This window comes from Photobacterium carnosum, from assembly GCF_021236965.1.
GTDB lineage: Bacteria > Pseudomonadota > Gammaproteobacteria > Enterobacterales > Vibrionaceae > Photobacterium > Photobacterium carnosum.
On the sequence record NZ_WMDN01000003.1, the window covers coordinates 75,603 to 101,303 of the forward strand.

At 38.6% G+C, this 25,701-nt stretch carries 26 protein-coding genes, 1 pseudogene and 1 riboswitch; of the genes and pseudogenes, 13 read left to right on the plus strand and 14 right to left on the minus strand.

The features are described 5' to 3' along the window. Positions 1 to 201: 201 nt before the first annotated feature. Positions 202 to 1,179, minus strand: a complete 978-nt coding sequence (gene ebgR, locus GLP24_RS03920) for a transcriptional regulator EbgR (RefSeq protein WP_101768948.1) — start codon at positions 1,177 to 1,179, stop codon at positions 202 to 204. Positions 1,180 to 1,525: 346 nt separating this feature from the next. Here ebgR and GLP24_RS03925 point away from each other — a divergent pair, with 346 nt between their 5' ends. The 3 genes from GLP24_RS03925 to galM all read left to right on the plus strand — a co-directional run bounded on the left by GLP24_RS03925 (position 1,526) and on the right by galM (position 4,946). Beyond that, positions 1,526 to 2,587 carry a UDP-glucose--hexose-1-phosphate uridylyltransferase gene (locus GLP24_RS03925; protein WP_232615553.1) on the plus strand — a complete coding sequence of 354 codons (1,062 nt, stop codon included), beginning with the start codon at positions 1,526 to 1,528 and terminating at the stop codon, positions 2,585 to 2,587. Positions 2,588 to 2,650: 63 nt separating this feature from the next. Then, positions 2,651 to 3,841, plus strand: coding sequence for a galactokinase (gene galK, locus GLP24_RS03930; RefSeq protein ID WP_232615554.1), 1,191 nt, complete (start codon positions 2,651 to 2,653; stop codon positions 3,839 to 3,841). A 16-nt stretch (positions 3,842 to 3,857) separates the two neighbouring features. Further along, on the plus strand, positions 3,858 to 4,946 hold the full coding sequence (gene galM, locus GLP24_RS03935; RefSeq protein WP_232615555.1) for a galactose-1-epimerase: 1,089 nt from the start codon (positions 3,858 to 3,860) through the stop codon (positions 4,944 to 4,946). 55 nt (positions 4,947 to 5,001) lie between these two features. Here the strand turns inward: galM and GLP24_RS03940 are convergent, their stop codons facing one another. Beyond that, complete coding sequence (locus GLP24_RS03940; RefSeq protein ID WP_101768951.1) at positions 5,002 to 5,520, minus strand: AAA family ATPase; 519 nt, start codon at positions 5,518 to 5,520, stop codon at positions 5,002 to 5,004. Between the two features lie 234 nt (positions 5,521 to 5,754). Between GLP24_RS03940 and GLP24_RS03945 the strand changes: the two genes are divergently transcribed. Continuing rightward, positions 5,755 to 6,111 carry a DsrE/DsrF/TusD sulfur relay family protein gene (locus GLP24_RS03945; protein ID WP_152652556.1) on the plus strand — a complete coding sequence of 119 codons (357 nt, stop codon included), beginning with the start codon at positions 5,755 to 5,757 and terminating at the stop codon, positions 6,109 to 6,111. 89 nt (positions 6,112 to 6,200) lie between these two features. Here the strand turns inward: GLP24_RS03945 and GLP24_RS03950 are convergent, their stop codons facing one another. Then, positions 6,201 to 7,229 (minus strand): substrate-binding domain-containing protein, encoded by a 1,029-nt coding sequence (locus tag GLP24_RS03950; RefSeq protein ID WP_045038733.1) that lies wholly within the window; start codon positions 7,227 to 7,229, stop codon positions 6,201 to 6,203. Between the two features lie 198 nt (positions 7,230 to 7,427). Between GLP24_RS03950 and GLP24_RS03955 the strand changes: the two genes are divergently transcribed. The 7 genes and pseudogenes from GLP24_RS03955 (at position 7,428) to GLP24_RS03985 (ending at position 12,284) form a co-directional block, all read left to right on the plus strand. Further along, positions 7,428 to 7,760, plus strand: a complete 333-nt coding sequence (locus tag GLP24_RS03955) for a tRNA-binding protein (protein WP_232615556.1) — start codon at positions 7,428 to 7,430, stop codon at positions 7,758 to 7,760. Between the two features lie 372 nt (positions 7,761 to 8,132). Beyond that, positions 8,133 to 9,140: a transposase gene (locus tag GLP24_RS03960; RefSeq protein WP_232614814.1), complete on the plus strand. Its 1,008-nt coding sequence runs from the start codon at positions 8,133 to 8,135 to the stop codon at positions 9,138 to 9,140. A 320-nt stretch (positions 9,141 to 9,460) separates the two neighbouring features. Then, positions 9,461 to 9,817 (plus strand): annotated as a pseudogene (locus tag GLP24_RS03965) (MerR family transcriptional regulator). Positions 9,818 to 9,875: 58 nt separating this feature from the next. After that, positions 9,876 to 10,253 carry a carboxymuconolactone decarboxylase family protein gene (locus GLP24_RS03970; protein ID WP_045037038.1) on the plus strand — a complete coding sequence of 126 codons (378 nt, stop codon included), beginning with the start codon at positions 9,876 to 9,878 and terminating at the stop codon, positions 10,251 to 10,253. A 235-nt stretch (positions 10,254 to 10,488) separates the two neighbouring features. Then, positions 10,489 to 10,830, plus strand: a complete 342-nt coding sequence (locus tag GLP24_RS03975) for a 5-carboxymethyl-2-hydroxymuconate Delta-isomerase (RefSeq protein ID WP_101768956.1) — start codon at positions 10,489 to 10,491, stop codon at positions 10,828 to 10,830. Positions 10,831 to 10,921: 91 nt separating this feature from the next. Continuing rightward, positions 10,922 to 11,320 carry a cystatin domain-containing protein gene (locus GLP24_RS03980; RefSeq protein ID WP_152652565.1) on the plus strand — a complete coding sequence of 133 codons (399 nt, stop codon included), beginning with the start codon at positions 10,922 to 10,924 and terminating at the stop codon, positions 11,318 to 11,320. Positions 11,321 to 11,633: 313 nt separating this feature from the next. Then, entirely contained in the window at positions 11,634 to 12,284 is a 651-nt protein-coding gene (locus GLP24_RS03985) for a Qnr family pentapeptide repeat protein (protein WP_152652566.1), read from the plus strand. A gap of 67 nt (positions 12,285 to 12,351) precedes the next feature. On the opposite strand, the gene gloA is transcribed toward GLP24_RS03985, so the two are convergent. Both gloA and GLP24_RS03995 read right to left on the minus strand, forming a co-directional pair. Beyond that, positions 12,352 to 12,792, minus strand: a complete 441-nt coding sequence (gloA, locus tag GLP24_RS03990; protein WP_221944356.1) for a lactoylglutathione lyase — start codon at positions 12,790 to 12,792, stop codon at positions 12,352 to 12,354. Between the two features lie 100 nt (positions 12,793 to 12,892). Further along, positions 12,893 to 14,476, minus strand: coding sequence for a Na+/H+ antiporter NhaC family protein (locus GLP24_RS03995; protein WP_152652568.1), 1,584 nt, complete (start codon positions 14,474 to 14,476; stop codon positions 12,893 to 12,895). Between the two features lie 84 nt (positions 14,477 to 14,560). After that, a riboswitch (Lysine riboswitch) is annotated at positions 14,561 to 14,735 on the minus strand. A 756-nt stretch (positions 14,736 to 15,491) separates the two neighbouring features. On the opposite strand from GLP24_RS03995, the gene GLP24_RS04000 reads away from it, so the two are divergent. Then, the gene (locus GLP24_RS04000) at positions 15,492 to 15,728 is read left to right on the plus strand and encodes a hypothetical protein (RefSeq protein WP_101768961.1); all 237 of its coding nucleotides are present in this window, start codon (positions 15,492 to 15,494) and stop codon (positions 15,726 to 15,728) included. Positions 15,729 to 15,822: 94 nt separating this feature from the next. Here GLP24_RS04000 and artM read toward each other — a convergent pair whose 3' ends face one another. The 5 genes from artM to punC form a co-directional block, all read right to left on the minus strand. Further along, on the minus strand, positions 15,823 to 16,494 hold the full coding sequence (artM, locus tag GLP24_RS04005; RefSeq protein ID WP_101768962.1) for an arginine ABC transporter permease ArtM: 672 nt from the start codon (positions 16,492 to 16,494) through the stop codon (positions 15,823 to 15,825). Beyond that, complete coding sequence (gene artQ, locus GLP24_RS04010; RefSeq protein WP_101768963.1) at positions 16,491 to 17,195, minus strand: arginine ABC transporter permease ArtQ; 705 nt, start codon at positions 17,193 to 17,195, stop codon at positions 16,491 to 16,493. The genes artM and artQ overlap by 4 nt, the downstream gene beginning before the upstream one ends. A 3-nt stretch (positions 17,196 to 17,198) precedes the next feature. Further along, positions 17,199 to 17,933 carry a lysine/arginine/ornithine ABC transporter substrate-binding protein gene (locus GLP24_RS04015; protein ID WP_101768964.1) on the minus strand — a complete coding sequence of 245 codons (735 nt, stop codon included), beginning with the start codon at positions 17,931 to 17,933 and terminating at the stop codon, positions 17,199 to 17,201. A 63-nt stretch (positions 17,934 to 17,996) separates the two neighbouring features. Further along, positions 17,997 to 18,725, minus strand: a complete 729-nt coding sequence (artP, locus tag GLP24_RS04020) for an arginine ABC transporter ATP-binding protein ArtP (protein WP_101768965.1) — start codon at positions 18,723 to 18,725, stop codon at positions 17,997 to 17,999. A 505-nt stretch (positions 18,726 to 19,230) separates the two neighbouring features. After that, complete coding sequence (gene punC / locus GLP24_RS04025) at positions 19,231 to 20,436, minus strand: purine nucleoside transporter PunC (RefSeq protein ID WP_152652572.1); 1,206 nt, start codon at positions 20,434 to 20,436, stop codon at positions 19,231 to 19,233. Positions 20,437 to 20,540: 104 nt separating this feature from the next. On the opposite strand from punC, the gene punR reads away from it, so the two are divergent. Beyond that, positions 20,541 to 21,443 carry a DNA-binding transcriptional activator PunR gene (gene punR / locus GLP24_RS04030; RefSeq protein WP_101768967.1) on the plus strand — a complete coding sequence of 301 codons (903 nt, stop codon included), beginning with the start codon at positions 20,541 to 20,543 and terminating at the stop codon, positions 21,441 to 21,443. 68 nt (positions 21,444 to 21,511) lie between these two features. Here the strand turns inward: punR and GLP24_RS04035 are convergent, their stop codons facing one another. The 4 genes from GLP24_RS04035 to GLP24_RS04050 all read right to left on the minus strand — a co-directional run bounded on the left by GLP24_RS04035 (position 21,512) and on the right by GLP24_RS04050 (position 25,655). Further along, positions 21,512 to 22,120, minus strand: a complete 609-nt coding sequence (locus GLP24_RS04035; RefSeq protein WP_152652943.1) for a CDP-alcohol phosphatidyltransferase family protein — start codon at positions 22,118 to 22,120, stop codon at positions 21,512 to 21,514. A gap of 22 nt (positions 22,121 to 22,142) precedes the next feature. Further along, positions 22,143 to 22,778 (minus strand): ATP-binding cassette domain-containing protein, encoded by a 636-nt coding sequence (locus GLP24_RS04040; RefSeq protein ID WP_101768968.1) that lies wholly within the window; start codon positions 22,776 to 22,778, stop codon positions 22,143 to 22,145. A gap of 4 nt (positions 22,779 to 22,782) precedes the next feature. Beyond that, positions 22,783 to 24,444 carry an ABC transporter permease gene (locus GLP24_RS04045; protein WP_232615557.1) on the minus strand — a complete coding sequence of 554 codons (1,662 nt, stop codon included), beginning with the start codon at positions 24,442 to 24,444 and terminating at the stop codon, positions 22,783 to 22,785. Between the two features lie 98 nt (positions 24,445 to 24,542). After that, positions 24,543 to 25,655 carry an ABC transporter substrate-binding protein gene (locus GLP24_RS04050; RefSeq protein WP_373322846.1) on the minus strand — a complete coding sequence of 371 codons (1,113 nt, stop codon included), beginning with the start codon at positions 25,653 to 25,655 and terminating at the stop codon, positions 24,543 to 24,545. Positions 25,656 to 25,701: the final 46 nt, after the last annotated feature.

Consider the following 25,701-nt stretch of genomic DNA (forward strand, 5'->3'; position numbering starts at 1 on the left):
AGTTTTACTAAAAAAAATAGGTAAAACTTTGTTGTATTAACTTGGTCACATTCTGTTTTGAGCTTTGTGATGTCGACAACAAAAAAACAATCATTGGCGTTTATTTGAGTGATCTTGCGCTTGTTTTAAACTTGTTGAGTAATTAAAAAGCAAAAAACGACAAATCAATTGTCGTTTTTAATTTATTATTAGCTGCTTATACTATTTTTTAGTTGTGTCTCGTAAAATTAATTGGCTAGGAACAAATACCCGTAATGGGATTGTTCGACCATCGCGGCTGCGTTCTAATAATAAATTAACCCCTTGAGAACCCATCAGCTCAGAGTGGATTCTAAAGGTTGATAGTGGTGGGTAAGTAAACTTTGCGGTTGGAATGTCGTTGACACTGATTAAACTAATATCATCAGGGATATTAAGCCCACTTTCATGTATGGCACGTAATACGCCAATAGCAATCGAGTCAGATGCGACAAATAAAGCACTTGGGTGATTGTTAGCCAGCATCTTTTTAGCTAATGAATACCCAGATTGACTACTAAAATCACCACGGTAGATATCTTTATCTGAAACAACACCTTTGAATTTGCCATATTCAGTAAAAATCAATTCACGAATATCATATTTATCAGGGTTATCTTGACCACCAATAAATCCAATTCGTTCATAGCCTTGTTGAGTAAAGTGGTTGATGACTTCTTTGCTTATTCGCTCTAAATCAATATCAATGCAATCAATATCAAGTTGGTGATCAGTGTAATCAATATAAACTGTATTACTCGAAAGGGCACGTGCTGCGGCAAGGTTGTCTGCGCTTACTTGTCCTATCAGCAATATCCCATCTACGGCTTTAGGCGCTGCGGCAATATTGCATTCATAAATATTGGTCAGTTTAATGCCGAGTTTCTCGCATTGGGTGTCAATGCCATGTCGGATTGCGAGGTAATAAGGGTCATCAACTTCAATATCTTGTTTGTAATTATACAAAGCTAGAAAATGTAGGGTTTGTTTTTTAGCGGTTTTTCGAGATTGGCTGGTGGTGTATTCAAGCTGCTCTGCAATTTCAAAAATTTTGCGCTTAGTCTCATCTTTTACGCTAAGGGTTGGATCATCGTTTAACACTCGAGAGACTGTCGCTAACGAGACACCTGCTTTGGTTGCTATTTGTTTTAATGTTGCCATTTGTCCTCCGGCAATCCCTGCAACCTGAATCATGTTTGCTGTGTGTTTAAGGGACATGTAGTTATATTTTATAGAATTATACTATTTATTTTCAGTAAAAAACGCGAATAATTTAGTGTCGGCCAGTGAATATATTATTAATAGAGATTGGACGTTATTTGTAAAGTAGTTAAAAGTATTGATTCATATAGCGTATATAAGCAATAACGATGATCTTATCTTGTGATGATTAGCACGAATTACATTTTTAATGGAAACGTTTACACGATGTGTCTTTGATCACGGAAGTTACCCTGAAATCACTTTAGACTTTTTAACATTATAGAATCACAAGAGTTGAATCACTATGTCTGAATGTTTTGATCCGATTGACCACCCTCATCGTCGTTATAATCCGTTAACAGGGCAGTGGGTGCTAGTTTCACCACACCGCGCTAAACGTCCGTGGCAAGGTGCGGATGAACAGCCACAACCGGAATCGAATGTTGCTTATGACGGTTCTTGTTTTCTATGTCCAACCAATACCCGTGTATCTGGCGATAAAAATCCTGATTACACCGGTACTTATGTTTTTAGTAATGATCACGCTGCATTAACTGCCGATACGCCAAGTGCGCCTGAAAACAGTAACCCTTTATTTCGTTGCCAAAGCGCCCGTGGTTTAAGCCGTGTTATTTGTTTCTCACCTAACCACAGTAAAACCCTGCCGCAGTTATCTGTTGGCGCAATTCGTAACGTGGTTGATACGTGGAATGAGCAAATTGAAGAGTTAGGTAAAGATTACGTTTGGGTACAAGCGTTTGAAAATAAAGGTTCAGTAATGGGGTGCTCACAACCACATCCCCATGGTCAAATTTGGGCGAATAGCTTTTTGCCTAATGAAATTAGCCGTAAAGATACTTTGTTACGTGAATATTATGCACAACATGGCACTAACTTATTAGTTGATTACGTTAATAGTGAGCTAGAAGACGGTTCTCGTACTGTGGTTGACACTGAACATTGGTTAGCCGTGGTGCCTTATTGGGCGGCATGGCCATTTGAAACCATGTTATTACCCAAAACACACATTCGTCGTATGGATGAGTTAACTCAAGCCCAGCGTGATGATTTAGCGCTAGCGATTAAAAAATTAACCAGCCGTTACGATAATCTCTTTAAATGTTCATTCCCTTATTCAATGGGGTGGCATTACGCTCCTTTCTTTGAATCTGATGCCAATTTTAGTGATACCTCAACCGATCATTGGCAGCTTCATGCCTTGTTTTATCCGCCATTATTGCGCTCTGCAATAGTGAAAAAATTCATGGTGGGTTATGAAATGCTAGCGGAAAGTCAACGTGATTTAACCGCAGAACAAGCGGCTGAAAAGTTATGTGCTGTGAGTGATGTGCACTATTTAGATTAAGTGCTGAATGGCACGAATAAAAATATGTTTCTTGATCATCTTTGGTAATAGTAGGTAAAAATAATGACAACAAATCGTACTCAACACCTTATTGATAATGTATTAGCTGTTTTTTCATCAGTATTAGGCTATGTCGCCAGCCATATTATTCAAGCACCTGGGCGTGTAAACCTTATTGGTGAGCATACAGATTATAATGATGGCTTTGTGCTTCCTTGTGCGATTGATTACCAAGCAATCGTCGCTGCTGCACGCCGTGACGATAATATCGTGCGCGTGGTGGCGGTTGATTACAATAATGAAATAAGCGAGTTTGATATTACTCAGCCGCTTGAGTTTGATCAGCAATGCATGTGGGTAAACTATGTTCGTGGTGTGATTAAATATTTACTTGAGCGAGGCTATGTTCTTGGTGGCGCTGATATTGTTATTAGTGGCAATGTTCCACAAGGTGCAGGTTTAAGTTCATCAGCAGCGCTTGAAGTCGTCATTGGTCAAACATTTAAAGCATTATTTGATCTTACTATTAGTCAGCAAGAAATTGCACTGAATGGTCAACAAGCAGAAAACCAGTTTGTTGGTTGTAACTGCGGCATTATGGATCAATTAATTTCAGCGGAAGGTGAGCAAAACCACGCACTATTAATTGATTGTCGCTCATTAGAGACAACGGCTGTTGCTATGCCTGAAGATATGGCGGTGGTGATCATTAACTCTAATAAGAAACGTGGTTTAGTCGATAGTGAATACAACACGCGTCGTGCACAGTGTGAACAAGCCGCTGCTTTCTTTGGTGTACCAGCCTTACGTGATGTGACATTAGCGACGTTTATCGCGCATGAAACAGAGCTTGATCCTATGGTTGCTAAACGTGCACGTCATGTGATCACTGAAAATATGCGAACTGAACAAGCTGCAATCGCGTTAAGTAATGGCAATATGACGTTATTGGCCGAGTTGATGGCTGAGTCACATGCATCAATGCGCGATGATTTTGACATTACAGTGTCTGAGATCGATACGCTGGTTGATATGGTGAAAGGCGTTATTGGTGATCAAGGTGGTGTGCGAATGACCGGCGGTGGTTTTGGGGGATGTATTGTGGCATTGGTACCACCAACATTTGTTGATGCTATTACCGCTGAAGTGAATGCGAAATATCAGGTAGCAACAGGCTTACAAGCCACTATTTATGTCTGTAAAGCAATGACGGGCGCTGGTGTTATCAGTGAACAGAACTTAGTAATAGCATAATTTAAGGCGACTGAATATGTTAACTCACTTACCTCAACATGCGATTGCGTTACACCAATCTATGACTGTGGATATGGCTGTCGATGGTTTACCCGCTAAATTGATTACGCTTGTTAATCAACAGGGTATGTCGGTTACGCTAATGGATATTGGTGCCACATGGCTTAGCTGTTGTGTGCCTGTAACCGTGGATCACCAAACTCAATACCGAGAAGTGTTGCTAGGAGTAAGTACCCTGAACGATTTTTATCAGCAGCAAGCCTATTTAGGCGCAACCGTTGGGCGTTATGCTAATCGTATTGCCGCAGGTAAATTTAGCTTAGACGGTGAAGACTACCAACTATCAATCAATCAAAAGGGTAATTGTTTGCATGGTGGCGAAAGTGGTTTTAATCATCGTCGTTGGCAAATGCAGCAAGTGAATGCGACTGAAGCGCAATTTAGTTTATTATCTGCTGATGGTGATATGGGCTTTCCGGGGAATTTGCAGGTAATCGTTACTTATACTCTGACTGAAAATAACGAGTTAGCTATTCGATACAGTGCAGAAACAGATAAGCCAACTGTGGTTAATCTTACAAATCATGGTTATTTTAATCTGCTAGGGGCTGATAGCGACAAAGATTGTTTATTACATCAGTTAATGATCAACGCTGATCATTATTTACCGACCGATTCGAGCGGGATCCCGCTGGGTGAATTTAAGACGGTTGAGGCAACAAGTTTTGATTTTCGCGAGCCAAAATTGATAAATCAAGATTGGTTAGCGGATAGTGATCAACAACAAGCGCAAGGGTATGATCATTCGTTTGTATTACGATCTGATGTACGTCGAGCCACCACTGCTTGTGCAACGATAGTCGCGGCTGACAATTCATTAACGATGGATGTGTTAACCACTAAACCGGCAATGCAATTGTACACCGGAAATTTCTTGGCAGGGTGCCCTAATCGTATCGGTGGCGAGTATGCAAATTATAGTGGTTTTGCTTTAGAAACTCAGTTTTTGCCAGATTCACCGAATCACCCGGAATGGCCGGATAATGATTCGATATTACGCCCTAGTGAGAATTATTATCATTTGACATGTTATCGATTCCGATAGCGCTTAATAATGACAGAAACCCACAACCTTAACGTTGTGGGTTTTTTATTGGTACTTAGTTATTATAAAAAGCATTCAGTTGCTGAATAATTTCATCTTTACCGTCAACGTTGTGTAATTTCTTTACGCTCTCATCAGGTATTTCAAAGATATGTTTAATTGCTTCAGCACTGGCATTAGAAATACCATTAGTACGGTATTCTAAGCGTTGGTGAATTAACTTATCTGACGTTGTTACATAAATCATATCGATATTATCAACAGACTGGCGAATATAATCACGATGCTTTTTTTTGTATGCCCCTTGGGTGATCACGAGACGCGGATAGAGGCGACGGTAGTCATTAATTTTATCAACAATGCGGCAGAAAAATTGGTCACGCATTGCTTCAGTAAAAGGCTGTTTCGCGGCAATAATCTGACGCATTTCATTAGTAAGATCATCATCAGCATGATAAACAAACCAGTCATGATGTGCCCCAATGACGTCACCGACAAATGACTTTCCAGCACCCGATAAACCAAACAAAAACAGCACTGATGGGGCAGACGTTAGTTGAAGGCGATGGCTCATTAAATGCTCTCTGTAAATGACGATTAGGTTATGGCAACTGCATTTAACATACAATTACTCGTTAGGGGCGTTAATGTGCCAAATTATTGCAGTAGTTAAAAGTTTAAAATTATAAAAAATACGGTTAAAGAATAAAAAATAGACATTAGGTGCGGTTTACATTCATAAATGACCACTGACGATACGTTTCATGGTAAAACAAGAGTCGAAAAATCAGATAGAGATAGGAAAATAATGCAAACCATACTGATGATAATTAATGATGCTCCTTATGGCTCTGAGCGTCCATTTAACGCACTACGTTTAGCCATAAAACTGAATGAACAAGAAGCTGAACCTGTTGCTGTGAAAATCTTTTTAATGTCTGATGCGGTAACGTGCGCACTTGCAAAACAAGCCCCAACAGAAGGCTATGATATTCAACAAATGGTTGAGATTGTTTTAGCGCAAGGTGGTGAAGTTAAGCTGTGTAAAACTTGTTGTGCTGCACGTGGATTAACTGCGTTGCCTTTAATTGAAGATGTTGTAATTGCAACATTGGATGATTTAGCAGAATGGACGCTTGCCGCCGATAAAGTGTTTACGTTCTAAAGTAGTAGTATTAAATATTAACCACACAAGTGACACTGTCACTTGTGTGGTTGTATGACCGAGATATAGAAATAAAACCAGAGAGTAAACTACTGAGGAGTCATTACTGATAAACGTTTAACCAAGGTTGGCACAAACATATGCGTGATACTTGAATCAGGTTGAGTGGTATCGAGTATTGGTTGTTTAGCTGCCGTTGCTAATTGAAAAGCCAATTGTGTCGCTTGTTCTGCCATGATCTGAATGGGGTAACGCACCGTCGTCAGCTTAGGATGCAGATACTTCGCAATTAATCCATCATCAAACCCAATTAAAGACATTTGATTTGGCACCGTTAAACCATTACCTTCAAGTACCGATAAACATCCCGCTGCCATATAATCGTTATAAGCTGCAATCGCTGTTATTGGTTGATTTTTAGCGAGTAGGTTAGTCATTGCAACTTCACCACCATCTTCATCTGGTGTGCCATATTCAATATAGCTTTGTGGTGCAGTTAGCTGATGTGCTTGTAACGCGTCTAGATAACCTTGCTTACGCTGAGTGGTATCTTCAATATCATGATTAGAACAAATATAGCCAATATGCTGGTGGCCATGCTTAATTAATAGCTCTGTCGCTAGATATGATCCTCGATGGTTATCAAGCGCAATACAACGATCAGCGATCTCAGGAATAAGGCGGTTAATGAGTACCATCCCCGGTACTTCTTGTGCATAAGCGATTAATTCATCATTAGATAAACTCTTACTGTGAATAATTAACGTATCACAGCGGCTATTGATCAATAGTTCAATAACATCACGCTCACTGTCAGCATTATGGTAGCCATTACCGATCAATAAATGCTTATTGTGTTGGCGAGCGATATTGTCGATCGATTTGATCATCGCGCCAAAGAAAGGATCAGAAACATCACCCACTAACACCCCAATAGTATTGGTTGATTGGCTGACTAATGCTCGAGCATTGGCATTGGGACGGTAGCCTAGTGTTTTCATTGCTTGTGTTACTGCGGTAATCGCTGCTTTACTTGCTTTGGGGGATTTATTGATCACCCTTGATACGGTTGCGACAGATACTTCTGCGAGTTTCGCCACATCTTTGATTGTTGCCATGATCACCTCTTTACTGTTAAAGCTATTAAACTACGGTTGTGTAAATAACGCAATTTAACTGTGTGATATAGCTAACTAATTCGAAATGATACTCTTTGTAAATCAATATTTAATTGGTAATGTAAACGTTAACATATTGTATGTGTATATCACTATTAACAATGAACTTAATTGAGTATTAAGTACGAAGGAGATTCCATGGACACTATTTCATACGCAGATTTCGCTAAATTAGATATTCGTGTGGGTAAAATCGTTGATGTTGTTCGCCATGACAATGCTGATAAGCTTTATATTGTTCAAATTGAAGTGGGTGAAACTAAGCTTCAAACCGTCACTAGTTTAGTGCCTTACTACACCGAAGAGCAATTATTGGGTAAGCAAGTGGTAGTGCTATGCAATTTAGCCAAAGCCAAGATGCGCGGTGAAACATCAGAGTGCATGTTGTTATGTGCTGAAACGGATGATGAATCTGAAAGTGTACTGTTAACCCCTGAACGTTTAATAGCAACGGGCGTAAATATTGTTTAATTGGTTTTTGTACTATTAAAAGCAGGGTAGTGGCGAGGGTGGCTTGTATTATTTACGTGGCTATAAATCACTTATTCGTCACTATAATTATCTGCCGCGACATGTAAGCTAACCCCCGTCATTCCCTACAAAAAGAATAAGAATAATGGACTGCCATAACATTGCGCATCAATCATAAGAATAATGGACAGCCATAATATTGCGTATCAATTATAAGTAACTACACTTAAGCTTCAAGTTGCTTATGGTAAAACGAATGACAATTTCAAGACGCAAATTGATAGAACCTCAAAAGAATAAAGGACAGCCATAATCTTGCACATCAACCATGAGCTACTACACTTAAGCTTCAAGTTGCTTATGGTGGAACGAATGACAATCTCAAGACGAAAATTGATAGAGCCTCAAATTACGCCTTTTTATCATGTAATTAATCGCTGTGTACGTCGTGCCTATTTGTGTGGCGATGATCCGTATAATGGAAAAAACTATCAACATCGTCGTGGTTGGATAGTAAATAGAATCAAACAATTAGCTTCTGTATTTTGTATTGATGTTTGTGCTTATGCCGTGATGAGTAACCATTATCATTTAGTGCTAAAAATAGATATAGAGCAGCAACAAAAGTTAACCCCAGAAGAAGTAATATCACGTTGGTTACAGTTATTTAGCGGCCATCCTATCGCGGTCGATTTTTTAAAAGAGGGTCAAATAGCCGCAGATAAACAACAAGCGCTATCAACATTAGTGGCTGAATGGCAGCAACGATTAGGCAGTATTAGCTGGTTTATGCGCTGTCTTAATGAAGAAATAGCACGAAAATCTAATAAAGAAGATCAATGTAAAGGGGCGTTTTGGGAAGGACGATTTAAGTCTCAGGCACTACTGGACGAGCAAGCGTTATTATCGTGCATGATGTACGTTGATTTAAATCCTATTAGAGCAGGCATTACACCGTCACTAGAACAGTCAGATTTTACCTCTATTCAGCAACGTATTCGTGAACATCATCAAACGAAAACATCGACACAACTATCATCATCAAGCACCTCTCGTTTTCAATTATTACCCTTTGTTGGCGCAGAACATCAAGCTAAAAAAGCAGGTCTAAACTTTGCTTTTGCCGATTACCTTGAGCTGATTGATTGGACTGGTCGGTGTATTCGAAATGATAAAAAAGGTTTTATTGCACCTAATCAGCCCAAGATTTTACAACAAATGGGAATAACAGCAGATGCTTGGCTTGAGCACAGTGAACAATTTATGGAACATTATGCCAATGTAAGTGGGAAATGGTCCCGAATGTGTGCATTCAAACAACATGTAGGTGGGCATTGGTGCAAAGGAAAGTTAGCGAGTCATCAGTTACATCCTAGTTAGACATGGTTTCTTAGAATTAGATAAAATACCGCAATAACTGTCAATATTGTGGATTTTGTCGATCCTGAAATATAGAAATAGAATCGATTTAACGAAGAATTCAAATAATAAGTTGTAAATTTTAGATTTGAGAGTTTATTGCTGGTGGAATGGTTTATTTTTTAAAGGCGTTATTTAAGAACTAAAATATATGGCTGTCCAAGATTAGTCCATAAATATATGGCTGTCTAAGATTAAGTTATTTAAAAACTAAAATATATGGCTGTCCCAAATTATCATGTAAATATATGGCTGTCCAAGATTAAGTAAGAGGTAGGATAATGAACATAAAAGAGTTTTCTAGTTTAGTGGGCTTGTCGTCTCATACTCTTAGGTATTATGAAAAAATAGGGTTACTAAAAAATATCCCGAGAAATAGCAGTGGTCATCGAGTATATGCATCTAAAGATGTAACGTGGATTGGTTTTGTAAAGCGTTTAAAAGAAACAGCGATGCCGCTTGATGATATTTTGGTATATACAAAACTCAGAGAACTTGGTGCTGAGTCGTTACTTCAGCGTCAAATTTTATTAGAGTAACATCAGAAAAACTTGAGATATCATATAAAACAGCAACAAAATCATATGGCTGCTTTGGAAGAAAAAATTAATCTTTATAAAAGTGGAAAAGTCGGTTGACTTAGAGTTGACTCTAACTTGTATGGTGTTCCTATATTAATTGAATAGGAATATCACAATGAATAAATCACGTTTTGAAAATGGTGTAGAGTTACTTAATAGTATTGATGGCGAAGCTGGGCGTAAGGTTATTGAAAGCTTACAAGATATTTGTCCTGATTTAGCTAAATATACAATTGAATACCCCTTTGGTGACATTTACGCTCGTTCAGGCTTGGATTTAAAGTCTAGAGAGATCGCAACCGTTGCTGCATTAACTGCGCTAGGAAATTGCGTCCCTCAGTTGAAAGTACACTTAAATGCAGCACTCAATGTGGGGTGTTGTGAGAACGAAATAAAAGAAGTGATACTTCAAATGTCAATTTATGCGGGTTTTCCTGCGGCTCTAAATGCTATGTTTGCTTTCAAAGAAGTACTTTTTGATAGAGCTGCATGATAAAAAAAATCAGTGAAAACATTAACGTTGTAATACTTGGTGAGTAGATTTCCTATCCCGTTCGTAACCTCATTGTCGGGAGTGAGAGGGTGAAGATTTGGCATTGATCACAAATTAATACATTAGTGATTAAAATCCAATTTGGTGAACTAATATTAGGGATATTAAGCCGTGATGATATTTATTCGGCGCTAGTGTTACAAAATATTAGCTGTACTAAAGAGGGGGTAACAATATGCCACATTGTATCGTTGAATATGCTAAGGATTTAGAAACAGACATTGATTTAACTGAATTAATGACCACCACGCATTTTTCTATTTTTAGTTCAGGTATTTTTGAAGAAGAAGACATAAAAACCCGCCTTATTCCTTATGAAGTTTATCGAACGGGAACAACAGCAAAGCCATTTGTGCATATTACGTTACGTATTTTACCTGGTCGTTCTGATCAACAGAAAGATACGTTATCAGAGCTAATCTTGCATAATGTCGCTTCGATGTTTCATTCGGATATTGCTCTTAGTGTAGAGATTGAAGATATTAATCAGCAATCTTATCGAAAATATGTAGTATAAATTTGCAAATTAATCCTTTTTTTCAATTTTATTTGCAATGAACACTGTTTTTATGTTGTTATAGAGATGTCTACTATAAATAGGAAAAGTCATGAATAAGAAACTTCTGGTTGTTGCTTTGGGTTCATTAGCGTTAGTGGCGTGTAGTGCACAAGATGTTAAAACGACTAGCGAGGCAAATATGCAAACGGGTTGTGACTATACTCACGCAATTCCTGGTGGCTGGCAGCAAGGTGAGATCACACCTGAAGTAACAGCTGCGGCACAAGCAGCTGTCAAAGAAATTACAGGTGACCACCAGCTAAAAAATGTTATTCATGTTACTCAACAAGTTGTTGCAGGTATGAATTACAACGTTACCTTTTCAATCGAAAATCATGACGTTTATACCGCTAAAGTCTTCCGTAGTTTAAAAAACACTTACATTGTTGACTCTGTGAATAAGAATGTTGGCGCAGTTTCAAATTGTGATGTGCCTAATCATTTATAGGTTGTGGTTATTATTTAACCGTATTCTTTAATGAAAAAACAGCTGCTGATATTGATAAATTCTCAATACCAGTGGCTGTTTTTTTATGTCTATTTCTAGCCCTCTAATACGGCCATGATAAGGCGATAATGAAAACAATAAACGTTCATACTTTTTATTTTAAATAACGAAGCTGATACCTATTACAATCGCCAGATTTGGCTATTTAAGGCGATGTGAAAAAACACTTATTAGTTCACTGTTTTTACTGGTAATTAATGGTTTATTGTTATTAATATAGGACTGTTTTTCGACTTAATTAGAGTGATTATTGATGCATGTTGCAAAAAAACAATTCGACGGTGACGTCTTTTCTCATCAAGATTTAAGTGAAGCAACGTTTGAACAATGTCAGTTTTATCGCTGTGATTTTTCACGAGCAAACTTAACTGATGCTTGTTTTATTGATTGTAGCTTTATTGAAGCAGGAGAGACTGACGGTTGCAGTTTTGCTTATACGAAATTAAAGGACGCCAGTTTCAAAGGTTGTAATTTAGCGATGGCAAATTTTCGTAACGCGCAATGCTTTGGTATTGAATTGCACCAATGTAACCTTAAAGGTGCTGATTTTCATTATGCGTCATTTGCTAATTACATTACGCATAATTCTTTCTTTTGCTCGGCATTTATTTCTGGATGTGATTTAAGTTACGCCAACTTAGAAAGTGTGATGCTTGAAAAATGTGAGTTATTTGAAAACCGTTGGCGTGGCGCTAACTTAATTGGCGTGTCATTTAAAGGTTCGGATTTAAGCCGTGGTGAATTTTCAACTGAGCAATGGCAACAAGCGATATTTAACGAAACTAACCTATGTCATGTTGATCTCGATAACGTTGATGTTCGTCGAGTTTCTTTGGAGGGGGTTAAAATTTGTGATTGGCAACAAGAGCAATTATTGGGAAATTTAGGAATAATTGTTTTATAGATAGTTATGCTAACGAATGATTGCCACAGGAATACAGCATATACCTGTGGCAGCGTTGATTTACCTGTTACCATTCACCAATATTAACTTGTGAAACCCATGGTTCAATAGGGGATAACGGCTCACCTTTTTGTAGTAATTCAATAGAAATACCATCAGGTGAACGGATAAATGCCATATGACCATCACGGGGTGGGCGATTAATCGTCACGCCACTGTCTTGTAAGTGTTGGCACAATTGGTAAATATCATCAACACGAAACGCAAGATGACCGAAATTACGACCACCGTTATAAGCTTCTGTATCCCAGTTATAAGTTAACTCTAATAATGGTGATTGTGTCTGAGTGGCGGCTTGTGCTTGAGCCGGAGCGGCTAAAAATACTAATGTAAAACGCCCACGTTCACTATCTTTTCTATTTGTTTCAACTAACCCTAATTTATTGCAGTAGAAGTCCAGTGAGGCATCTAAATCACTGACTCGTACCATTGTGTGTAAATATTCCATTGTTTATCTCCTGATCAAAAAAATCCCCGCGGTTTAGTGCTCTAGAATAAATCAAATAAGCACGAAAACGAACGGGGATTATTGTTAATAATGGTTGTTTTTAATCAGCAGCCGTTACTAATTGTTGTTTTTTATCTTGACGTATATGGTAAACACAACAGCCAACGAACCATACTGAGCTTACAGCGATACCCATAATGGTTGAACCTGTGATACCCATTGCAAGGTAGCCAAGGAAAGCACCAAAAGCAACGGTTAATGCGTAAGGTAACTGAGTCATTACGTGATCCATATGATGACTACCTGCGCCTGTTGCTGACAAAATACTGGTGCTTGAAATAGGTGAACTGTGATCACCAAATACTGAGCCTGCTAATACTGCTGATAGCATAGGCATTAATAAGTTCACGTCACTCGCAATTGCCATATCACCCGCTAACGGTAGCATGATACCAAATGTACCCCAGCTGGTGCCGGTCGCAAAAGACATCCCACATGATAGTAAGAAAACGAGCGCGGGTAATAGCTCAACAGGTAGACCATTTTTTGTTAATGATGCTAAGTATTGTCCTGTTTGCATGTCGCTAACAACTGTACCAATTGTCCATGCAAATAATAGAATGATAATCGCGGGCATCATTGCTTGAATACCTTGAGGTGCTGCTGTTAACCATGTTTTTAGTGGTAACTTTAAGCGTAGTGCTAATACAATAGAAACGGCAAGACTACATAAGGCAGCATAAACTAATGATGAACCAACATCAGTATGCTCTAGCGATCCAATCAGACTAAATGCTTGACCTTTAGCGGTTAATACATCAGCACCACTCATTATCATAAAGCCAACACTAGAAACCGTCAGCGTCAGAATAGGTAACACCATATCAATCATGGTGCCATTACCTTCACCTTCAGTAGTGATTTCTAAGCCTTTAGGGTGACCTTTAGATTCATCCCAAAGTTGACCTTTACGTGCGCGCTCTTCGTGCTTACGCATTGGACCAATATCAAGTTGGAATGTGATAACCACAAGTACCATTAACAACGTAAATACAGCATAAAGATTCATTGGAATCATTTGTACGAACAATGAAATTGGGCTGGTATCAGTAATATCATTAGAGACTAAAATGCCACCAAGGATTGCAATGATATAAGCACCCCATGATGAAATAGGCGTGATAACACATACAGGTGCGGCTGTTGAATCTAGCAGGTAAGCCAATTTGGCGCGTGAAATTTGAAAGCGATCTGTCACAGGACGACAGATTGGCCCAACAGATAAGCTATGGAAAAAGTCATCAATAAAGAAAGCAAATACCATCATACCCGTTAAGATATTAGCACTGCGACGATCTTTACAGCGGCGAACACCCCATTCAGCAAATGCTTTGGTTGCACCCGTTGCGGTCATTAAGCTGATCAAACCACCCAGTAATAACATAAATAATAGCATGTTAACGTTACTGGTATTAATTGCACCATCAGCCCAAACTAAGCCAAGAATTTGATGTAAAAGATATTGTAGTGCTGCGAGTGGGTTGTAATTATTTAGAAGGAATGATCCTGCTAGAATACCCACGCCTAAAGACAACAAGACGCGACGGGTAGTAATTGCAAGGATAACAGCCAGTAGTGCAGGGACTACTGATAATAGTGAATCAGAATATTGGATTAAATTCATGGATCTCTTAAACACCTATAATAAGGTGGAGATCTACCGAAAGGATAGAGAAACAGATTTCTTGAGAAATAATACTTCTTATCCCTATAGGGTAGCGCTCCATAGACAACATAACTATGGCAGTTCTGTACTTATTAAATACAGAACCAGCGATTATTGATGACTCAATAACTACTTCGGCGCTGACTCCTTTCTTCGGTTCTCATAGGGGATCTCCCTCCAACCGAATACTCTTAGGCAGCGCGCCTCTACTCAAAGGATTAGACTTTGACTATACATAGATATTTCTCACAAGCAATAAAAAAACATGCTTATATGTATAACAGGTGCAAATTTAAGCATGTTGATTAACTGATCATTGTTTCAATCGGTTAGTCGTTAATTGTTTCGTTATTGTTGCATATTATTCCGTTATTCGGGATTATTATCTATTGGGTGAGTGAGATTATGAATATTGTGATTTAGTACTGGAGGCTACTGCTACTGCTATTGATATTATCGAAAAGAATAATGCGTAGACTGGAATCATGAATCTAACCAACCATTGTTGTTCATAGTTGATACTCAATTTTATCATTATAGTTATTGGTTAAAATTGGGAGTTATTGACGTTGCTCTTTAAAGATAGAGTAAATATTTTTTACTATTAGATTGATTGATTTTGAGGTACTAGATTCTTATAAATAGGAATAGAAGGGGGGTGCTTCATGAATAGTCATATCTATACTTGCTCATCATTTTATTGGGTAATTTTTAATAAACAATTACTTAGTTATGTTTCTGTAATGGGATGTTTTGAAAATAAGTACGAATGATTATTTAGTGAGTGTGATTTGTCAGTATTTAAATAAATGATTAATAATATTATTTTATATAAGATACCTTTGTTTATATAATAACCAGTTATATAATGTATCTATTACTATAACGAGTTAACAAATATTCACTATTTAGTAGTATTTGTAACCATAATCTAATATTTTATATGGGTTTATAAAAAATAAGGATATTGACTATGAATTTCTTCTTTCGTTCAAAGAAGACCGTGAAAGCAACAACAGCATTGCAAGCAAAGGAAAGGCTTGTGAGTGAAATTACTCGTCATAGAACGTCACGTCATCTGCAATTGATGAAAGATGAGTTAACGCAATTGTTAACGCAATTTTCCCATATTAAAGAGAATAAAATTGACGTTGTTAAAAATACCAAATCACAATTAGTTTTAAAAATTAACGCTAAACTAAGTCATTAAATCATGATGAAGTGTATTATTTTTAGTTATTAAAAAGCCGACATAGTGTCGACTTTTTAATGCGTTAAATTGTTAATTAGAGTGATAATAAAAATTAACGTACCGCTTCAAAGGCCAGTGCTTTTTTCTCAAATACTCGAAACAGTAATGTGAGTATTCCATTGATCGTAAGGTAGAACGCCCCTGCAACAGCAAACACGGTTAAAGTGTCATAAGTTTGTGCATTAATACGTTGTGCGTAACCCATAATATCCATAATAGTAATTGTGCTTGCTAGTGATGTGCCTTTAAAGACTAAAATCACTTCATTTGAATAAGCAGGAACCGCACGACGAATCGCAAAGGGAAGTAATACACCCAATGTTGCTTTGGTATTCATGCCTAATGCACGGCAAGCATGCCATTGACCTTTAGGTATTGCATCAAATGCACCTTTAAATAACTGGGTACTATAAGCGGCGGTATTTAGCGCTAATGCAAGCATGGCACAAAACCATGGTTGGCTTAACCAATCCCATAAAAAACTCTGACGAATAATCTCAAATTGTCCTGGACCATAATAGACTAAAAATATTTGTACTAATAATGGCGTTCCCGTAAACAGAGTAATAACACCACGACTGATCCAATGAATAATAGGTGTACGTAATATTAAACTTGTCGTCATGAATAACGCTAAACTACAGCCTACGAATAAAGACGCAGCGGTTAATTCAAGACTGGTAATAAGACCTTGCACCATTAACCAAAAATTTTGTTCATTCATGCGGTTGCTCCTTGGCTTTTATGTTTTTGGACGCTAGAGCCATCTTGCTCGCTGAATTTCCTTTCGATTATTTTAATAATACGTTGAGTAATCAATGTAATAATTAAATACACGGCAGCAGCGGTGGCATACCAAGTAAAACTTTCATGTGTTGCCGCGGATGCTAATTGAGCTTGCTTTAATAAATCAGTTACACCAATTAATGAAACCAATGCGGTGTCTTTTAATAGTACTAACCATTGATTCGTTAAACCGGGTAATGCATGACGTACTGCTTGCGGTAAAATAATACTGAAAAAAGTACGTTGTTTACTGATGCCTAGTGCGGTTGCTGCTTCTTGCTGTCCTTTGGCTACGGCTTTTAATGCTCCCCGTATAGTTTGAGCGGCATAAGAAGCAAAAATAAGTGACAGCGCAATAACACCTGATAAAAAAGGGCTAATTTCAATAAATTCGCCAGTGATGTAAAAAATAATTTCGCCCGAACCAAAAAAAATGAAAAGCACTACTAATAGTTCAGGCAGACCACGGAGGATAGTCACGATAAATGTTGTTGGCCACGCGATAGCACGATAACGTGACATTTCGCCGCCTGCAAATAACATCGCTAAAACTAACCCTACCGCTAAACTGACAAAAGCAAGCTGGATTGTCATCCAGCTAGCTTCTAGCAGGGATTGTGAATATCCCGTTAATATCATAACTTACTTACCAAAATACTGTTCGAAGATTGCTTGGTACTGACCATTTGCTTTAATGGCCGCCAGCGCTTTATTTAATTGTTCTACTAATGCCGAGTTATTTTTATTTACAGCAATACCAAAACCATTACCAAAATATTTAGCATTAGTGACAGGCTTACCGACATAAGAGAGTTTGTCGCCGTTACCTTTCTTAAACCATTCAGCGACAACTGCAGTATCACCAAATATAGAATCAATACGGCCATTTTGCATATCGATAAATGCATCTTGATAACTGGTATAAGGCACCGCAGTTACTGCCGGCATTTGATCTGTAATATAACTCTGGTGCGTTGAGCCATTTTGTACGCCAACACGCTTACCGTTAAGGGCTGCTTGATTGGTAACGTGATCTTTCAATGATACAAACGCGGCGGCATTGTCATAATAGGTATTACTAAAAGTGACTTGTTGTTGACGTGCCGCGGTGATGTCCATTGCTGAAATTGCAGCATCATAACGTTTGAATTTAAGTGCCGGAATAAGGCTATCAAATGCTTGGTTATGGAACGTGCAGTTTGCTTTCATCTCTGAACACAAAGCTTTAGCTATATCAATATCAAAGCCTTGAATTTGATTGTTAGCATCCATGTATTCAAATGGCGCGTAAGTCGCTTCTGTAGCAAATTTAAGATCTTGTGCCATGACATGACCAGATGCTAAGCCAATTATTGCCGCTAATAACATTTTTTTCATCGCTATACTCCATGCGGGTGTGTTACGTAGTTATCTATCTACGTGATTTTAAAAAGATACCTATTAATGATTAAGGTATTGTGCAAATTGGGTTGTTTGTGGGGCAGTAAAAGCACCATGGCTACCATGTTCAACGACTCGACCGTTTTCCATGTATAAAATATGACTTGCAATTTTTTTTGCAAAATCAACCTCATGGGTAACGACAACTTGGGTTATTCCTGTATCACTAAGATCTTTGATGATCTTAACGATTTGACTGGTGATCTCTGGATCAAGTGCTGCGGTTGGTTCATCAAACAACAGCACATCTGGTTTCATCATTAATGCACGAGCAATCGCAACCCGTTGTTGTTGACCACCTGATAGTTGTAATGGCCATGCGTCTGCTTTATCGGCAAGATGCAATTGCGTCAGAATATCTAATGCTTGTTGTTTAGCAATGGCTTTATCTATGCCTAATACTTTTGTTGGTGCTTCAGTTAAATTTTCAATCACTGTTTTGTGTGGCCAAAGATTATATTGTTGAAATACCATTCCTACTTTTTTTCTTAACGCTAAGCCTTTCTGTTCTGAAATAGGTTTTGAAAAATTAAATAGATTATTGGCTATCGTTAATTCGCCATCGGTTGCGTTCTCTAACAGGTTTAATACCCGTAGAAGTGAGCTTTTTCCTGCGCCACTTGGACCTAATAAAACAAGGGTGTCGCCATTGTTACAAGTAAAGCTGACATCATGCAGTACTTGGTTTTGACCGTAAAATTTATTGATATTACTTACTTGAATACTCATGCTCTAATACTGCATTAATCGTCACTTAATTTATATACTACTCATCACGATATCTTATGCAAGTAAAATGTATAAAAAAATAAAATGTTGCGTATTTGTTTAATTTATAATGATTTAACAGGTTAAATTGCTTGGTTTGAGCTTTTATTTTTAACAATCATTAAACATTGAGATGTTATTGTGAACTGAATGCATAAAGAGAGCTGAAATTATACATTTGTTATTTTTATGAAATGATTATTTAGTCATTGCTACATGACTCGCTATGTAAGCAGATTAATGGTTGGTCGGTGATATTATTATGCTTTTATTGCCGTGATTCTATTGAATATAAATAGACGTTGGAAAGAGGAAAAACACACTTAATGCAGTAATAGTGAATGAGGAAATAGAATCAATTACAAAGATTGTAAAAAAGGGAGGGGACGTTAGGTGGTGAAGATCAAGATAATATGGGTAAAAAAAAGCAGCCATAACGGCTACTTTTTATAACGAACAGGTAAAGTTAAGCGGTTGCCATTACAGGTTGCTGGTGGCGAGCCTGAGTAACCAAAATGAAACCGATAATTGCAATAAAGCCAGTGATAAACATAGCAATGGTTACCGTTAATAAACCATACCCAGCAAAGGCTGATACTAAGCCACTTGCAGCAAAACAGACCATTGTTTGCATAAAGTTTAGTAGACCTGCTGCGGTTGCACTACAGTTTCTGAAATCAGAGAGTGCTGCACTAATCACCAATGGGTAAACAGCACCATTAGCCACTGCAAGGAAGCAGAACGGAATAAGAATTGGCCAGATAGTGGTTACTGTCATTGATAGTGAGATAATAAACATGATTAATACGCTGGCAAAGAACAATGCCAAAATCCAGGGTAATAACTTTTTGCTCTCGAAATGACTCAGTAATGTGCGGCAGCCGTAACCACCAACAATAAAGGCGACAGTTTGTGGTGCATAGCTTAAACCAATATCAGTACCTGAATAACCCATTGCTGACATAACAAATGGTGAACCTGTTAAGTAAGCAAAGAAAGCCGCTGAACATGCAGCAAAAATTAGCATGTTACCTAAGAATTTCTTTGAGCTTAGAATTTGGCTGTAATCCTTACGCAGTTTTACCGTTAACTTTTCTTGTTGTTGGCTAAGGTTAGCGCTCTCAGGCTCTTTTAGCGTCATAATAGCTAACACCGCACCAAAACCGACTAATGCGATGAAAATGCTACGCCAGCCTAATTGATGCTCAAGCATTGCACCTAATAACGGTGCTAAAGCAGGAGACAGTGCGACTAAAGGCATGATTGTTGCGAATACACGCTCAGAAACTTTACCGTCATAACGGTCAACCACAACCGCTTGCCAGATAACTGTAGCACTACATGCGCCTAATGCCTGTACAAAACGAGCAGCAAGGAAGACTTCAATATTTGGTGCAAATGAACATGCAATAGAAGCAAGGCTGAATAGCACCATGCCGCCAACAAGCACTTTAATGCGTCCTACTCGATCAGAGAGTGGACCATAAACAATTTGTCCTAACGCCATACCAAGTAAGAACACACTAAGAGAAAGGCCGATAAGAGATTGGGTTGTTGCAAAGTCGGCACGAAGTGTCTCAAATGAGGGTAAATACATATCGGTAGCTAGGAATCCCAGCATACTTAAACATGCAAACCAGAATAGGGTAATTTTAGAAGGTTGATTTTTCATTTTATACTTTTAGTCAATATTACAATTGATACTAGTGTAATACTGGTTTTAATCGCTGTGAAACGCTAAAATTTCAACCATGCTTTCAAAAAATTTGATGTGATATGTTTTCCTATAATGATCTCCAAGTTATTGACGTCGTCGCCCGTCGTGGCAGCTTTTCAGGAGCAGCGGAAGAGCTGCATAAAGTACCTAGTGCTATTAGTTATACCGTTAGATTGATAGAAGAGCGTTTAGCTGTCGAATTATTTGTTCGATTACATCGACAGGTTAAACTAACGCCAGCAGGGGAGTATTTTGTTGAAGAATCCCGCAAAATAATCAAACAAATGCAATTAATGAAATATCAAACTCAGCGAGTAGCGAATGGTTGGTCGCAAAATGTGTCGGTTGCATTAGATACTGTGGTACGCCAAAGCCGAGTAAATATGCTGGTAAAAGATTTTTATGAACACTTTCCTGATGTGGAATTACATTTGACGATGGAAGTATTTAATGGTGTATGGGATGCGCTCGCTGATGGACGAGCTGATATTGCTATCGGTGCAACAGCGGCTGTACCCGTTGGTGGCAGTTTTGATTATCGAGATATGGGCACATTGACATGGAAATTTGTGATTGATCCTCAGCATCCGTTAGCGACTTGTGATCATCCATTAGAGCCGCATGAGTTAGCGCAATATCCCGCTGTTTGCTTAGAAGATACCTCTCGCACGTTACCTAAACGTATTACGTGGTTAATGGATAACCAACGTCGAATATTAGTCCCGAATTGGTACAGTGCCATGCAGTGTTTAAAAGCAGGGTTAGGCGTGAGTGTCGTGCCAAGTCATATGGCCATTCCCTTAATTGAAACGGGAGAGCTAATTGAAAAAGAGTTAGCGATTAAACCGTCAGTGAGCCCTTGTTGTTTAGCATGGAATACTGAAACCATGAACCCGGCAGTAAGTTGGTTGTTAGACTATCTAGGTGATAGCGAACAGCTACATCGTCAATGGGTACGTTGATTCGCAGTTTATTTTGTGAAAAGAGGTTGCTGGATGTAGATGTGATATTTACATCCAGCCGCATTAATTTAATTTTTTAGGGTGTGATAACCAGCCCAGATGCGAGTCGCAGTGGTGATCCAACATAAGGAACCAAAAATCCACGCAATAACGTCAAAATATTGTGGTAAAAGGCAAAATAGTACAAAACAAGCAATAGTTTCAGTGCCTTCAGTAAGACCTCCAATGTAATACAAAGATTTTTGTTTATACACTGGGCTTTCAATATTACGTTTACCCGCCATGATTGCAAATGCTAGAAAGCTTGAACCCGTTCCAATAAAAGAAAAAATCAAGAATGCACCCGCAATGGCATTTTGTTGTGGATCTGCCAATACAAAGCCAAACGGAATTAAAGAATAAAATAGAAAGTCTAAGGTAATATCAAGGAATCCACCACAATCGGTAATACCTTGTCGGCGTGCGACTGCGCCATCTAGTCCATCAAATAATCGATTAATAATAATAAAGAATAAGGCTAAGCTATAATGTTCAAAGGCTAACGCAGGGAGTGCAAATAGACCAAGCACAAAGCCGAAAAGGGTGATTTGATTAGCACTGATACCATAATTATCAGGTAATGCCGCTAGTTTCGCTAGTGGCTGACGAATAAGAGTAATACTGTAACGGTCGAGCATGGTACTTCCTGTTTTATTATTTTTATTGCCAAGGCCAATGTAAGACATCGCCATTAGTTGGAATATCATCATCGTCATGAGTAACCATTAACGCGGGGATATTACGTTGTTTAATTTGATCAAATACAAACTGACGAAATGAAGATCGTAATGTTTTATCCAATTTACTAAAGGGTTCATCAAGTAATATTGCTTGTGGTTGTGATAATAAGAGTCGCATCATGCTGATTCTTGCACGTTGTCCCCCTGATATTTCATTGGCTTGTTGGTGTTGTAAATGCAGTAACCCTAACTCATCTAAGGTGGCTAATGCTTGCTGTTTACGTTGGCTTCCTTTTATATTTTGAGGCAATCCAAATACAAGATTTTGCCAGATATTAAGATGAGGGAACAGTAAATCATCTTGAAAAACAATCCCAACATGACGCATGTTAGGGGCTAATGAGGTTATAGATTGATCATTGAGCTGTATCTCACCTGTCGTTGTGAAATCAGGGGTTAAATGACCAGCAATAGCACTAAGAATGGTTGATTTACCACAGCCACTCGGACCCATAAGCGTCATTATTTTACCCGCTTTAACCTCAAACGTTAATGGTCCTACAATCAAATCATTATTGCGATGACGTAAGGTTAACTGTGAAACAGAAAGGGTCATAATATTACCTTGTGGTGTGAGCTTGAGATGTTTTGCGTTGTGCAAAGACCATCGCGATAGTAAAAAAGACTAAAGGTAATAATCCCTGTAATAAGCCATAAATGGCACTAATACGGCGATCTTGACCACTAGCAAGCGTTACCGCTTCTGTGGTTAAGGTTGATACGCGACCCGCACCTAGCATTTGTGTTGGTAGGTATTGTGACAAACTTACGCTGCACCCCACTGCAAAGGCTAACCATAATGCGGGTTTAAGCTGTGGAAATTTAACCCGCCACCATGTTTGCCAGTCATTTAATCCTAGACTCCGTGCTGTCTGATCTAACCGTTGATCATAACTACGCCATGGACCATCTAAGGTAAGATAAATATACGGGAAAACATACAACCAATGACTCCAATTTACCCATAACCAAAAATGTTGTCCAGCCACAAAAGAAACGGCTGTTTGCATACCAAATAATAATGATAACTGCGGCGCTATCATCGGTACGGCAATTAGCATTGTTGGAATACCGTGTTGATATTTTTGACGGTATTCAAGACAAATTATCACCATAATCAATGCACAAATACTGCTGATTAGGGCTAAGGCAACACTGTTACTGATGAGTTGCTGTAATGGCTCAAGTTGTTGTTGCCAAAAGCGACCACTATAGCGGCTTGGCAATAAATCAGGAAAGCGCCACCGTAATGCAAACGACCATACAGCTAAAATAGGCAGCATAATTAATGGTAGTAATAATAAACTATGGCTAAAAAAAGCAGCAATAGGGGATGGTATACGATGTACGCGTTGTTGAATCGCCCCACGATATTGCCATGATGTAGCGTATGACAGTCGCCACCATTCGGCTAAACGTAATAATCCAAAGGTGATAATTACAATTCCAAATAATAGAAATGCGCCTGCTGCCGCGCGTGGTAATTGCGTTAAGTCGCCATCTGTAAACCATTGCCAAATTAACATTGATAATGTGCTGGGATGTGTAGGACCAATAATCAAAGCAACATCAACAACCGCTAAACCATAACCGGCTACGGCAAAAATTGCCAAACGTAACTTCGGCAACCATAGTGGTAAAATAACCATATACCATGTTTGTTTATGATTATAGCCAAGGCTGATTGAGACTTGATAAAGACGTTTTATATCAAGCTGTTTAAGAATACTAATACTCATTAATAATAAGAAAGGCGTTTCTTTAATAGCTAATGCGAACAATAATCCTAAACCAAAATGGTCATGAATGAGATCAGGGAACAGTGTATCTGTGAGTCCTAAATGGTGCCAAATACGTGCTAACCAACCCGTTGATGAAAACATCAAACCAAAACCAAGTACGAATGCAATATGAGGGAAAGCGAGTAACGGTGCTAACAAGCGTTCAATTTTATGCCACTTAGGGCTGAGCCAATAGCGACGAAGTATTAAATAGCACCACCATAAAGCAAGCAGCGTACTGCCTAACCCTGATAGTAGTGTTAAAGCAATTGAATCACTAAGATCAGGCCAAGCAAAGAGTTGCTGCCAACCTAATAGTGATGGTTGATGCATGTTTAATGCGGGTAGCCATGCAAAAGCAGGGGCAAGCATGCCAAGAAAGCCAATGATTAATGGACTTGCAAATAGCAATAATGTGACAATAAATATAATGGCTAACATAAGGCTCAAATAAACATTAATAAGGAAAGCTAACTTGCTATCATAATGCAAGTTAGCTTAATTTATAATAACTATAACAGTGGGTTAGTTACTGTATTTTAGTTGCCATATCTTAGTTGCCATTGATGTTCAATTGCCGCTAGCCAGGTGGGATTTGGCTCGGAAATAGAAGGATATGGTGTAAAGCTTGGTTTGTTATACGTTGCTGGCAGTTGTTTAAAAGCCTGTGGGCTTAAGATTGTTGGATCACCCCACACAGTAGTATCCGCTTTACGTGCTTGTGCTTCAGGGCTTAATAAGAAATTAATTGCCACTAATGCACCCGCTTTGGCATTTGCGTTCCACGGAATCGCAAGAAAGTGGATATTTGTTAATGCGCCAGCACTAAAGGCATAAGTTTTTGCTTTATCAGTTAAATTACCATTGGCAATGGCAGCCGCAGCAGCGTTCGGGTTGAACGTAATGGCTAATAGTAATTGCTGATCATCAAGTAATTGCACCGTTTCTGCGGTACCTGCTGGGAATTGCTTACCTTGATGCCATGCAACCTTATGGAGTTGATCCAGATAGTGCCACAATGGTGCCGTTACACGATCAAACAGCGCTTGATCTTTCGGTAACTGCAAGGGTTGATACAACGCTTTTTTATCAGTAGTTAGCTCTAATAATGCGGCTTTTAAAAAACCAGTTCCATGAAACTCGGGTGGTTTAGGGTAGCTAATTTTCCCTGGATGTTGTTGAGCTAACGTTAATAATGCCTTAAAGCTTTTAGGTGGGTTTTTTAATGTTTCTGGATCGTAAATAAAGACCAGTTGACCAACACCCCACGGGGCTTCTAGCCCTTGGGTTGGCTCTGAAAAATCATTATTAATAGGTAATGACTTATCAACATATTTCCAGTTAGGAAGTTGATGTGTAAATGGGCCGAATAACAACCCATTCTGCTTCATTGAACGAAAGTTTTCGCCATTGATCCAGACCATATCAACGCTACCATGGTCGTTTTTACCTGCGGTTTTTTCAGCCAGTAAACGCTGCGTGGTTTCAGCAATGTCGGTTACTTTTACTTGTTTTAATGTAACACCATAACGATGTTGTAACTGAGTATTTGCCCATAGCAGATAATCATTAATTTCTTGGCTGCCCCCCCAAGCATTAAAATAGACGGTTTCACCTTTAGCTTGGGTGAGGGTTTGTTGCCACGTTGGCATAATATTAACGTTTTTATGCTGTTCGCTTGCGTGTGCCGCTACACTA